Consider the following 13,224-nt stretch of genomic DNA (forward strand, 5'->3'; position numbering starts at 1 on the left):
AATGACTCATCTCAAAAAACGCGACCGGGCCAAAACGAATGCATCGTTAATCTCTATCGTGCAGCGCTTCTCCGACATCACCATTATGTTCGGTGGCCTGTGGTTGGTGTGTAAGGTCAATGCGCTGCCGTTCTTCTACATGCATCTGCTGATGGCTCTGATTACGCTGGTTGTTTTCCAGATGATCGGCGGAATGACCGATTTTTACCGCTCCTGGCGGGGCGTAAAAATCATGACTGAACTGACGCTGCTGTTGCAGAACTGGACGCTGAGCCTGATTTTCAGCGCCGGTTTGCTGGCGTTCAACAATGATTTTGACAATACCTTCAACATTTATCTCGCCTGGTATTTGTTGACCTCAATGGGGCTGATGATGAGCCGGGCGGTGATCCGCTTTGGCGCAGGCTGGTTGCGTAACCTTGGCTACAACACGCGCCGCGTGGCGGTGGCCGGTGATATGCCGATGGGCCAGGAACTGCTGGAAGGTTTTCGCAATGAGCCCTGGCTCGGGTTTGATGTGGTCGGGGTTTACCACGATCCACAACCGGGCGGCATTACAACCGGCTGGGCGGGAAATCTCGACCAACTGGTGGAAGATGCGAAAAGCGGAAAAATTCACAACGTCTACATCGCCATGTCGATGAACGATGCGGCCTGCATTAAAAAGCTGGTGCGCCAGCTCGCCGATACCACCTGTTCGGTGATCCTTATCCCTGACGTTTTCACCTTTAATATCCTGCACTCGCGTGTGGAAGAGGTGAACGGCGTGCCGGTGGTGCCGCTGTACGACACGCCGCTTTCTGGTGTTAACCGCATCCTGAAACGTCTGGAAGATATTGTCCTCTCCTCGCTGATTTTGCTGCTCATCTCCCCGGTGCTGCTGGCGATTTCCGTGGCGGTGAAACTCAGCTCGCCGGGGCCGGTTATCTTCCGCCAGACGCGCTATGGCATGGACGGTAAGCCAATCAAGGTGTGGAAATTCCGCTCCATGAAGGTGATGGAAAACGACAAAGTGGTGACCCAGGCAACGCAGAACGATCCGCGCGTGACGAAAGTCGGCAGCTTCCTGCGCCGCACGTCGCTTGATGAACTGCCGCAGTTTATCAATGTGCTGACCGGCGGGATGTCGATTGTTGGCCCGCGCCCGCACGCGGTGGCGCATAACGAGCAGTACCGCTCACTGATTGAGGGCTACATGCTGCGCCATAAAGTGAAACCCGGTATTACCGGTTGGGCGCAAATCAACGGCTGGCGCGGTGAAACCGACACGCTGGAGAAAATGGAAAAACGTATTGAGTTCGATCTCGAGTACATCCGTGAATGGAGCCTGTGGTTCGATATCAAAATCGTTTTTCTGACCATCTTTAAAGGCTTTGTTAACAAAGCGGCGTATTAAGGAAAGGTCATGAGCCTGAGAGAAAAAACCATCAGCGGCGCGAAGTGGTCCGCCATGGCGACCCTGACCATTATTGGTCTGGGGCTGGTGCAGATGACCGTGCTGGCGCGCATTATCGATAACCACCAGTTCGGTCTGCTGACCGTCTCGCTGGTGATTATCGCGCTGGCGGATACGCTGTCGGATTTCGGCATCGCAAACTCGATTATTCAGCGTAAAGAGATAAGCCATCTCGAACTGACCACGTTGTACTGGCTCAATGTTGGGCTGGGCATCGTGGTCTGCATCGCCGTTTTCTCGCTGAGCGGGGTGATCGCCGATGTGCTGAATAACCCGGATCTGGCACCGCTGATTAAAACGCTGTCACTGGCCTTCGTGGTGATCCCACACGGCCAGCAATTTCGCGCCTTGATGCAAAAAGAGCTGGAGTTCAACAAGATAGGCGCCATTGAAACGCTGTCGGTGCTGGCGGGCTTCAGCTTTACGGTTATCAGCGCGTTCTTCTGGCCGCTGGCGATGACCGCGATCCTCGGTTATCTGGTCAACAGCGCCGTGCGCACGCTGCTGTTTGGCTATTTCGGGCGCAAAATTTACAGCCCCGGGCTGCATTTCTCGCTGGCGTCGGTCAGCTCCAACCTGCGTTTTGGCGCCTGGCTGACGGCAGACAGCATCATCAACTATGTGAACACCAACCTCTCCACGCTGGTGCTGGCGCGTATTCTCGGTGCCAGTGTCGCCGGGGGCTACAACCTGGCGTACAACGTGGCGGTAGTGCCGCCGATGAAGCTCAACCCTATCATCACCCGCGTGCTGTTCCCGGCGTTTGCCAAAATTCAGGACGACACCGAGAAGTTGCGCGTGAACTTCTACAAACTGCTGTCGGTGGTCGGGATCATTAACTTCCCGATCCTGCTGGGGCTGATGGTGGTGTCGAACAACTTTGTGCCGCTGGTGTTTGGCGACAAATGGAACAGCATCATTCCCATCCTGCAATTGCTCTGTATCGTCGGGCTGTTGCGCGCGGTGGGTAACCCGATCGGCTCGCTGCTGATGGCGAAAGCGCGGGTGGATATCAGCTTTAAATTCAACGTCTTTAAAACGTTTCTCTTTATCCCCGCCATTATTGTCGGTGGACACCTGGCGGGGGCGCTCGGCGTGACGCTCGGCTTCCTGCTGGTGCAAATCATCAACACCGTTCTGAGCTACTTCGTGATGATCAAACCGGTGCTCGGTTCCAGCTACCGTCAGTACATCCTGAGCCTGTGGCTGCCCTTTTACCTGTCGCTGCCGACGCTGGTGGTGAGCTATGGCCTGGGTCTGGCGCTGAGCGGACATCTGCCGCTGGCGGCGATGCTGGCGATTCAGGTCGCGGCGGGCGTGGTGGCATTCGCCGGGATGCTGATTGTGTCGCGTAATGCGCTGGTAGTAGAGATGAAACGCCAGTTTTGCCGCAACGAGAAACTTAAAACGCTGCTTCGCGCAGGATAAGAAACCTGATTGAACCCCTTTATGAGGTCGTTATGAAATTATTGATCCTTGGCAATCACACATGCGGCAACCGTGGTGACAGCGCTATTTTACGTGGATTGCTGGATGCGATTGCCCTGATTGAGCCGGATGCAGAGGTGGATGTGATGAGCCGCTATCCGGTGAGCTCATCCTGGTTACTCAACCGCCCGGTGATGGGCGACCCGCTCTATAGCCAGATGAAAGAGCAGAACAACGCCGCCGGATTGATGGGGCGCGTGAAGAAGGTGCTGCGCCGCCGTTACCAGCACCAGGTGCTGCTCTCCAGGGTGACGGATACCGGGAAGTTGCGCAATATCGCCATTGCGCAAGGGTTTACCGATTTTGTCCGCCGTCTGGCGGACTATGACGCGATTATTCAGGTCGGCGGCTCTTTCTTTGTCGATCTGTATGGTGTGCCGCAGTTTGAACACGCGCTGTGTACGTTTATGGCGAAAAAACCGATCTACATGATTGGTCACAGCGTGGGGCCGTTCCAGAACGAGGCGTTTAACCAGCTGGCGAATTATGTTTTTGGCCATTGCGATGCGCTGATCCTGCGTGAAACAGTCAGCCTGAACCTGATGAAGCAGAGCAATATCACCACGGATAAAGTCGAGCAGGGCGTCGATACCGCCTGGCTGGTGGATCACCATCAGCATGATTTTGTGGCCAGCTATGCGGTGCAGCACTGGCTGGATCTGGCGGCGAAAGAGAAAACCGTGGCGATTACGCTGCGTGAACTGGCGCCGTTTGATAAACGACTCAACACTACCCAGCAGGCCTATGAACAGGCTTTTGCCGAGGTGGTAAACCGGATCATTGATGCGGGTTATCAGGTTATTGCGCTCTCCACCTGCACCGGTATCGACAGCTACAACAAAGATGACCGCATGGTGGCGCTCAATCTGCGCCAGTATGTCAGCGACCCGTCGCGCTACCACGTGGTGATGGATGAGCTGAACGATCTGGAGATGGGCAAGATCCTTGGCGCGTGTGATTTAACGGTGGGTACACGCCTGCACTCCGCGATTATCTCGATGAACTTTGGAACACCGGCGATTGCTATCAACTATGAACACAAGTCGGCAGGCATCATGCAGCAACTCGGGATGCCGGAAATGGCGGTCGACATTCGCCACCTGCTGGATGGTTCGCTGGCGGCGATGGCGGCCGACACGCTGGGGCAACTGCCTGCGATTAACCAGCGTCTGGCAACGGCGGTGGCGGCTGAGCGCGAGCATGGCATGAAAATGGTCAAATCGGTGCTCGATCGCGTACAGGGGGTGAAATGAAAGTCAGCTTCTTTTTGCTGAAGTTCCCCTTATCTTCCGAAACTTTTGTGCTCAACCAGATCGTTGCCTTTATCAATATGGGTTTTGAGGTTGAGATTGTCGCCCTGCATAAGGGCGATATGAACAATACACACGCGGCGTATACCGAGTACCGGCTGGCGGAAAAAACGCACTGGCTGCTGGCCGAGCCGGAAGGGAAGATGGCAAAATTGAGCTATCGCGGGCAGGCGATAGCGCGGGGTATCTGGAAATCCTCCACCTGGAAAGCGTTGAATATGTCGCGCTATGGTGACGAAGCCCGCAACCTGATCCTGCCAGCCATTTGCGGCCTCGCGCCGCGCACATTCAGCGCCGATGTCTTTATCGCCCACTTTGGCCCGGCAGGCGTTACCGCCGCCAAACTGCGGGAACTTGGCGTTCTTAAAGGCAAAATCGCCACCGTATTCCACGGCATCGATATCTCGCATCGCGACGTGCTGAACCACTATACGCCGGAGTATCAGCAGCTTTTCCAGCGCGGCGATCTGATGTTGCCGATCAGTGAGTTATGGGCCGGCAGACTGAAAAATATGGGCTGCCCGGAGACCAAAATTGCTGTGTCGCGCATGGGGGTTGATATGGCCCGCTTTAGCCTGCGCTCAGTGAAAAACCCCGGTAGTCCATTGCACATTATCTCTGTGGCGCGCCTGACCGAGAAAAAAGGGCTGCATGTCGCTATTGAAGCGTGCCGTCTGTTGAAAGAACGCGGCGTGGATTTCAAATATCGCATCCTCGGTATTGGCCCATGGGAACGCCGCTTACGCACACTTATCGAACAATTCCAGCTGGAAGATGTGATTGAAATGCCGGGCTTTAAACCCAGCCATGAAGTGAAAGCGCTGCTTGATGAAGCCGACGTCTTTTTGCTGCCGTCAGTTACCGGCGCGGACGGGGATATGGAAGGGATCCCGGTTGCGCTGATGGAGGCGATGGCGGTGGGGATCCCGGTGGTTTCAACCGTTCATAGCGGCATTCCGGAGTTGATCGAGGCCGGACAGTCCGGCTGGCTGGTACCGGAAAATGATGCCGAGGCGCTGGCGCAGCGTCTGGCTGCTTTCCGTGATATGGAGAGCCGGGATTTAACACCGGTGGTGACGCGGGCGCGTGAAAAAGTCGAGAACGACTTCAACCAGAAAATCATCAACCAGCAACTTGCCAGTCTGTTGCAGACGCTTTAACAGAGGTTTTATGACCGTGAAGAAAACAGCAACTGCGCTATCGCGACGCACTTTCCTGGCCGCCGGTTCCGCGCTGGCGGCACTTCCTTTGCTTCACATTCCCGCTGCCCGCGCGTTGGGACGTAACGACACGGTTAGCATCAGTGATTACAACCGCAATGACTGGCCCGCGGCGTTTAAACAAGCTTTTGCTGACGGGCAAACGGTGGAAGTTCCCGCAGGTGTGGTCTGCGACAATATCAACACCGGTATTTTCATTCCTGCCGGTAAAACGCTGCTGGTGCGCGGCGCACTGAAAGGTAACGGGCGCGGACGCTTTGTGTTACAGGACGGTAGCCGGGTGGTGGGGGAGAAGGGCGGTAATTTCTATAACATCACGCTGGATGTGCGCGGTTCAGACTGCGTGATCAAGGGCGTGAACATGAGTGGCTTTGGCCCGGTGATGCAGATTTACATTGGCGGGAAAGAGGCGCGCACGATGCGCAATTTGGTCATCGATAACATCACGGTGAGCAAAGCGAACTATGGCATTTTACGCCAGGGTTTCCACAATCAACTGGACGGTGTGCGGATAACCAATGGTCATTTCAGCGACTTACAAGGTGATGCTATCGAATGGAATGTGGCCATCAATGACCGCAACATTCTGATCTCCGACCATGTGATTGATAATATTAACTGCACCAACGGCAAGATTAACTGGGGCATTGGTATTGGCCTGGCGGGCAGCACCTATGACAATAACTACCCCGAGGATCAAGCGGTTAAAAACTTTGTCGTGGCGAATATTACCGGTAGCAACTGCCGTCAGTTAGTGCATGTGGAAAACGGTAAACATTTTATTATTCGCAACGTGAAAGCGAAAAACATCACCCCGGATTTCAGTAAGAAAGCCGGGATTGATAATGCGACAGTGGCGATTTACGGCTGTGATAATTTCGTCATTGATAATGTTTCAATGGTCAATAGCGCCGGTATGTTGATTGGCTATGGTGTTATCAAAGGCGATTATTTGTCGATCCCGCAGAATTTCAAACTCAACGATATCCAGCAGGACAACAGCAGCAGCAAATATAAGCTGCGCGGTATCCAGATCTCGTCCGGTAATGCCACGTCGTTTGTGGCGATCACTAACGTGAAAATGCAGAGCGCGACGCTGGAGTTGCACAATAAACCGCAACATCTTTTCCTGCGTAATATCAACGTGACGCAACAGGCGGCCAACGGCCCGGCACTGAAGCTGAACTTCGATTTACGCAAAGATGTGCGCGGGCGTTTTATGGCGAAACAGGACACCTTGCTGTCATTGGCGAATATTCACGCAGTCAATGAAAACGGGCAAAGTTCAGTCGATATCGACAGAGTCGATCAGCATGTGGTGAATGTCGATAATTTGAACTTCCGTTTGCCAGCGAAGCGGCTCTAAGCGCGGGAAATGGCCTTTTACGATAAATCCTGGTGCTTTAACACCGGGGTTAGGATTACATCTACTGCCTTGCAGGGACATTAGGCGTAACATCTTTCACTTTCCTCGCTGCAAACGCACTGGCGAAAACAGGTTAAAGGTTTATAATTCATCCAATTATTATAGGTGGAAGAAATAATGGTTAATTTGAAAGCAGTTATTCCGGTAGCCGGTCTGGGGATGCATATGCTCCCGGCCACGAAAGCGATTCCAAAAGAGATGCTACCGATCGTCGACAAGCCGATGATTCAGTACATCGTCGACGAAGTTGTTGCTGCAGGGATCAAAGAAATCGTTCTGGTGACTCACTCGTCAAAAAACGCGGTGGAAAACCACTTCGACACCTCCTACGAACTTGAAGCGCTGCTTGAACAGCGAGTTAAACGTCAGCTGCTGGCGGAAGTGCAGTCTATTTGTCCGCCAGGCGTGACAATTATGAACGTGCGTCAGGCGCAGCCGCTGGGGTTAGGCCACTCTATCCTCTGTGCGCGCCCGATCGTTGGCGACAACCCGTTTGTCGTGGTGCTGCCGGATATCGTGCTGGATACGGCGACTGCCGATCCGCTGCGTTACAACCTCGCGGCGATGGTGGCACGCTTTGCTGAGACTGGTCGTAGCCAGGTGCTGGCAAAACGTATGAAAGGCGATCTCTCTGAATACTCCGTGATCCAGACTAAAGAGCCGCTTGATACAGAAGGCAAAGTCAGCCGCATTGTGCAGTTTATTGAAAAACCGGATCAGCCGCAGACACTGGATTCCGACCTGATGGCAGTGGGGCGCTATGTCCTTTCTGCTGATATCTGGCCAGAACTCGAAAAAACCGAGCCAGGCGCATGGGGGCGTATCCAACTGACCGATGCGATTGCTCAGCTTGCGGAAAAACAGTCTGTTGATGCGATGTTGATGACCGGCGACAGCTATGACTGCGGTAAGAAAATGGGGTACATGCAGGCCTTTGTGAACTACGGTCTGCGTAACCTGAAAGAAGGTCAGAAATTCCGCGAAAGTATTAAGAAATTGCTTGCACAATAACCAGACGTAAAACTGATATATAGATTCGCTAATTTAGGGGCAGTGAAGAGTGGCGGTAAGATGGTTACGTCTTTCGCATATTCTCACTGCTCTTTTACTTTATTAATAAAAATCAATAGTTAAAAGGGCTACAAGCTAGCTTAAACACGTTGATGTTACTGTGATTTTTCCTTGTTTCCGGCGCTGTTTAAGCGGAGAATATGCGTTTAGCATTTTGTGCCGGGCGGTGCTTTAAATTAAGTCGCCGATGGGCGTTGATGCAACATTAGATTGTCGGAATGCACCCACAGTACACTGGTAGCTGTAGAGCCTGGGGCGGTAGCGTATCCGAAATTTGGTTGCGAGCTCAGGCCTGGCTTCCAGGTTTTTAAGTTAAAACATTGAAAAGCAAGAGCGGATAATTCTCGTGAAAATACTGGTCACTGGCGGTGCAGGTTTTATTGGTTCAGCGGTTGTTCGGCATATCATTAAAAACACGCAAGACTCTGTGGTTAATGTTGATAAATTAACCTACGCAGGTAATCTCGAATCACTGGCAGAAATTGAAAATGATGCCCGTTACTCATTTGAGCGTGCGGATATTTGTGATAGCGAAGCGATGACGCGCATTTTTGCTGAGCATCAGCCGGATGCTGTCATGCATTTGGCTGCTGAGAGTCATGTTGACCGCTCCATCACAGGCCCAGCTGCATTTATCGAAACAAATATCATTGGAACCTATGTACTTCTGGAAACTGCGCGGAAATATTGGGCGCAGTTGGAAGAGGCTCGAAAATCTGAATTTCGTTTTCATCATATTTCTACTGATGAAGTGTATGGCGATTTGCCGCATCCTGAGGACGTTCCTGCAGGTTCTGTATTACCGATGTTCACGGAAAAAACGCCCTATTCGCCAAGTAGCCCGTACTCTTCATCAAAAGCATCAAGTGATCATTTAGTTCGCGCATGGCGTCGGACTTATGGATTGCCGACCTTGGTCACCAACTGTTCAAACAACTATGGTCCATACCATTTTCCTGAAAAATTGGTCCCGCTGATTATTCTTAGTGCCCTCGCAGGTAAACCGCTACCTGTATACGGCAATGGCGAACAAATCCGCGACTGGTTATACGTTGAAGACCATGCCCGCGCGTTGTACAAAGTTGTGACAGAAGGTGCTGTCGGCGAGACGTACAATATTGGGGGCCACAACGAACGCAAAAACATTGAAGTAGTGAAAACCATTTGCACTATTCTTGATGAGGTCCTTTCCGAGAAACCGGCAGGCATTCAGCATTTCTCTGATCTTATCACCTATGTTCCAGATCGTCCGGGGCATGACCTGCGCTATGCTATTGACGCCAGCAAAATCAAAGCCGAATTGGGTTGGGTTCCCCTTGAGACTTTCGAATCCGGCATCCGCAAAACCGTTCACTGGTATTTGAATAACCAACAATGGTGGCAGCGCGTTATGGATGGCTCCTACGCGTGTGAGCGCCTGGGACTGGCGGATTAATTAAGGAATAAGTTATGAAAGGTATTGTGCTGGCTGGCGGTTCCGGAACCCGCCTTTATCCGATTACTCGCGGTGTATCGAAACAATTATTGCCGATTTATGACAAGCCTATGATCTATTATCCATTATCAGCTCTTATGCTTGCAGGTATACGTGATATTTTAATTATTACAACGCCTGAAGATCATGATAGTTTTCAACGGCTGTTAGGCGATGGGAGAGATTATGGAATCAATCTAAAATATGCTGTACAACCAAGCCCAGACGGATTAGCTCAAGCGTTTATTATCGGTGAACAGTTTATAGCAGGTGATAGAGTTTGCTTAGTTTTAGGAGATAATATTTTTTATGGACAATCATTCATAAAAATACTTCAGAGTGCTGTGGCGAGAGAAGAAGGAGCAACAATATTCGGATATCAAGTTAAAGATCCTGAACGCTTTGGTGTTGTAGAGTTTGATAAGCAAATGCGTGCAATATCAATTGTAGAGAAGCCAACTGATCCTAAATCTAATTATGCAGTGACAGGGCTTTATTTTTATGACAATAGAGTTGTCGAGTTTGCCAAAAAAGTTAAACCCTCGAAACGAGGGGAGCTCGAAATCACTGACTTAAATGAAATGTATTTACGAGAAGGTACTTTGCATGTTGAGTTGTTGGGCCGAGGCTTTGCATGGTTAGATACTGGAACACATGAAAGTTTGCATGAGGCATCATCTTTTGTTCAGACGATACAACATGTTCAAGGGTTGAAAGTAGCATGCCTTGAAGAAATCGCGTTAAGGAACGGTTGGCTGACCAAAGAGCAAGTTTTGAAAAATGCCCTACCTATGGAAAAGAATGACTATGGACGCTACATAATCGCGTTTGCTAAAGGTGAATAATGGGTTCTAAACAGAGCGGGGTTTTGATCACTGGCGGTGCGGGTTTTATTGGCAAAGCCCTTATAGCAGCACTGCTAGAAAAAAAAATTCCTGTCATTTCATTTGATATCTCAGAAAAACCAAGTTCTCTTCCAGACCTTAATGAAAATTTTAACTGGTATAAATTCAGTTATTTAGACTCATCAACCAAGAGAGAAGAACTGCAAGATATTATCCTGGCTCATAGGATAAAGACAGTTATTCACTTGGCAACAACAATGTTTCCCATGGAATCGAAGAAACATATTGAAAAGGATTGTTTCGAAAACGTTTATTCAAATGTAGTTTTTTTTAAAAGTTTATATGAGAATGGTTGTGAGCAAATAATATTTTCTTCATCTGGTGGTACGGTCTATGGGAAAGCGGATCATCCCTTCTCAGAGGATAATGCATTTTCACCAGATATTAGCTATGGTTTAAGTAAGTCTGTAACAGAAACATATTTGAGATTTCTGGCGAAAGAATATGGGCGTAAATCTATATCATTGCGAATTTCAAATCCTTATGGAGAAGGGCAGCGTTTAGAAGGCAAACAAGGTGTAATTCCTATTTTTATAAATAAAATATCAAAAGGAATACCTATTGATATTATCGGGTCATTAGAAAGCAAAAGGGACTATATATATATAAGTGATCTTGTAAGTGCTTTTGAGCGAGCTTTAGAATATAAAGGCATGGAGAATGTATTTAATATTGGCTCTGGAGTTTCAACAACCTTGAATGAGCTTCTGCATACGATTCAGGAAAAATTGAACAAGAAAGCTATAATTGGAATAAATGAGTCTGTAAAAGTTGATTCAAAAGGAATAACTTTAAATATTGAACGAGCTAAAAGAGAGCTTAAATGGTGTCCTAAAGTAACTTTAAACGATGGTCTTGAAAGGTTAATAGAGTTGTCGGGGTGCAAAAAATTATGAAAAAAATACTTATTGTAGGTAGTGGTTTTACAGGTGCAACGATAGCTAGATTATTAGCTGAAAGTGATATGCATGTAAAAGTAATAGATGAACGAGACCATATTGGTGGGAACAGTTATGATGCACGAGACTCTAAAACCGGCATAAATGTTCATGTTTACGGGCCGCATATATTCCATACGGATAATGAAGAAGTCTGGAACTTTGTAAATAAGTATGGTCGGTTTGAACCTTACATTACAAGGTTAAAGGCGAATGCTAAGGGGTGTATTTATTCCTTGCCAGTAAACTTGCATACCATTAATCAATACTATAATACTGCGTTATCTCCTTCTGAAGCAAAAAAACTCATAGCTAGCAAAGGGGATCAAAGTATTATTGAACCTAAGTCATTTGAAGAACAGGCTATAAAGTTCGTTGGAGAAGACTTATATAAAACTTTTTTTTACGGTTATCCTAAAAAACAGTGGGGACTCGATCCTAAAAAAATCCCTGCCTCAGTACTGAAACGATTACCTGTAAGATTCAATTACGATGATAATTATTTCTTTCATAAATACCAAGGAATACCTCGAGATGGTTACACTCATCTTTTTGAAAATCTATTAAATCATCAGAATATCGAGTATGAATTGGGTATTAAAGTAGATAGGCATGATGTGGGGACATTAATTGATAAAGAGCAGTATGATCATATTTTCTTTTCTGGTGCTATAGATAATTTTTATAATTATGAGTATGGAATGCTTGAGTACCGTACATTAAAATTTGAGAAATTTTATAGCCCTGAAGATTATCAAGGTTGTGTGGTGATGTCATATTGTGATGAGGAGATTCCTTATACAAGAATCACAGAGCATAAATATTTTACCCCTTGGGAAGAACATACTGAGAGCGTTTTGTATAAAGAATTTAGTAGTAAATGCACCAAAGATGATATTCCTTATTATCCAGTCAGACATGTTGATGGAGATAAAATGTGGAATAAATACGAAGCTAAAGCAAGGCAAGAAAAAAACATCACTTTTATCGGAAGGCTAGCAACTTACCGGTATTTGGATATGGATGTTTGCATTAAGGAAGCTATTGACTGTGCTCAACAATATATTAAGAATAACACCTGATGATTTATACAGTTGTAATGGTTTCGTATAATAGAGACATTAAACTAAGGGAGTCAGTCAGACAGCTTTTAGCTACTTCACTAGATTTTTTGGTCATCGTTGATAACAATTCAAAACAGCAGACCCGCGACGTACTCTTTGAGGTGAGTCAGAATGACAAAAGAGTGAAATTAATTCAGCTGGAAGAAAATAGAGGTGCGTCATTTGGTTTCTTTACCGGGCTTAATTATATTGAAAATAAGCATCCGAATTCAGTGACAATATTTCTGGATGATGATGCATATTTTACACAGAATTTTCTGGATGTGTTGAAGAAAAATATTGGGCTAAATGGCGGTTTTTTTTCTTTTATTACACCAAAAGTAGTTAATAAAAATGGCATGAGGTTGAATATGAATCGACCGATGACCATCATTCCTAACGGAATAAGAAAAATGTTCAGTTACCTAAGGAAAAGAAGAACCTTTGGCGACAATAATGAATCAGTAGAAGCTGCAAGTTTTATTGGATTAACTATTGTTAATAACAATGATTTCAAAAAGTCAGCTTTAATTCCAGTCGATTATTTTATCTATTATGATGATTTAACCTATACTTATCGACTTTCCAAGCATTCAGGTATGCCCGGTATTTATATAAGTGATTTGTTAGTTATACATGATATGGCTAATGGCACTAGGGAATATGATTCTTTTAGATTGTCTTATCTGCTCACTAATAGCAGAAAATTTAGCAAAGAGGTGGGTGATAGATTATTTATTTATTCATTTTTAATCCACAGCTATCATTTTTTAAATTGCTTTAGAAAGTTAACTTTTATGGTTTTCATTAAGGCGTTGATGAGAAAGAAATAG

The 13,224-nt window shown here is 47.5% G+C and carries 11 protein-coding genes; all 11 read left to right on the plus strand.

The window, feature by feature from the left end; genetic code table 11:
* The first annotated feature begins 1 nt into the window (after window position 1).
* The 11 genes from wcaJ to AAIG26_RS09350 all read left to right on the plus strand — a co-directional run bounded on the left by wcaJ (window position 2) and on the right by AAIG26_RS09350 (window position 13,224).
* Complete coding sequence (wcaJ, locus tag AAIG26_RS09300) at window positions 2-1,396, plus strand: undecaprenyl-phosphate glucose phosphotransferase (protein ID WP_020454302.1); 1,395 nt, start codon at window positions 2-4, stop codon at window positions 1,394-1,396.
* A 9-nt stretch (window positions 1,397-1,405) separates the two neighbouring features.
* Window positions 1,406-2,884, plus strand: coding sequence for a colanic acid undecaprenyl disphosphate flippase WzxC (gene wzxC / locus AAIG26_RS09305; RefSeq protein ID WP_343180552.1), 1,479 nt, complete (start codon window positions 1,406-1,408; stop codon window positions 2,882-2,884).
* A 32-nt stretch (window positions 2,885-2,916) separates the two neighbouring features.
* Complete coding sequence (wcaK, locus tag AAIG26_RS09310) at window positions 2,917-4,197, plus strand: colanic acid biosynthesis pyruvyl transferase WcaK (RefSeq protein WP_020454300.1); 1,281 nt, start codon at window positions 2,917-2,919, stop codon at window positions 4,195-4,197.
* The gene (wcaL, locus tag AAIG26_RS09315) at window positions 4,194-5,414 is read left to right on the plus strand and encodes a colanic acid biosynthesis glycosyltransferase WcaL (protein WP_020454299.1); all 1,221 of its coding nucleotides are present in this window, start codon (window positions 4,194-4,196) and stop codon (window positions 5,412-5,414) included. Before wcaK ends, wcaL begins: the two co-directional genes overlap by 4 nt.
* 10 nt (window positions 5,415-5,424) lie before the next feature.
* Window positions 5,425-6,840: a colanic acid biosynthesis protein WcaM gene (wcaM, locus tag AAIG26_RS09320; protein ID WP_045510684.1), complete on the plus strand. Its 1,416-nt coding sequence runs from the start codon at window positions 5,425-5,427 to the stop codon at window positions 6,838-6,840.
* Window positions 6,841-7,017: 177 nt separating this feature from the next.
* Window positions 7,018-7,911, plus strand: coding sequence for a GalU regulator GalF (gene galF, locus AAIG26_RS09325; RefSeq protein ID WP_020454297.1), 894 nt, complete (start codon window positions 7,018-7,020; stop codon window positions 7,909-7,911).
* 406 nt (window positions 7,912-8,317) lie between these two features.
* Window positions 8,318-9,406 carry a dTDP-glucose 4,6-dehydratase gene (gene rfbB, locus AAIG26_RS09330; protein ID WP_343180553.1) on the plus strand — a complete coding sequence of 363 codons (1,089 nt, stop codon included), beginning with the start codon at window positions 8,318-8,320 and terminating at the stop codon, window positions 9,404-9,406.
* 14 nt (window positions 9,407-9,420) lie between these two features.
* Entirely contained in the window at window positions 9,421-10,290 is an 870-nt protein-coding gene (gene rfbA, locus AAIG26_RS09335; RefSeq protein WP_343180554.1) for a glucose-1-phosphate thymidylyltransferase RfbA, read from the plus strand.
* Complete coding sequence (locus AAIG26_RS09340) at window positions 10,290-11,246, plus strand: NAD-dependent epimerase/dehydratase family protein (protein ID WP_343180555.1); 957 nt, start codon at window positions 10,290-10,292, stop codon at window positions 11,244-11,246. The genes rfbA and AAIG26_RS09340 overlap by 1 nt, the downstream gene beginning before the upstream one ends.
* On the plus strand, window positions 11,243-12,370 hold the full coding sequence (gene glf / locus AAIG26_RS09345; RefSeq protein ID WP_343180556.1) for a UDP-galactopyranose mutase: 1,128 nt from the start codon (window positions 11,243-11,245) through the stop codon (window positions 12,368-12,370). Before AAIG26_RS09340 ends, glf begins: the two co-directional genes overlap by 4 nt.
* Window positions 12,370-13,224 (plus strand): glycosyltransferase, encoded by an 855-nt coding sequence (locus AAIG26_RS09350; RefSeq protein WP_343180557.1) that lies wholly within the window; start codon window positions 12,370-12,372, stop codon window positions 13,222-13,224. Before glf ends, AAIG26_RS09350 begins: the two co-directional genes overlap by 1 nt.

The organism is Kosakonia sp. PSU_27 (genome assembly GCF_039409795.1).
Lineage (GTDB): Bacteria > Pseudomonadota > Gammaproteobacteria > Enterobacterales > Enterobacteriaceae > Kosakonia.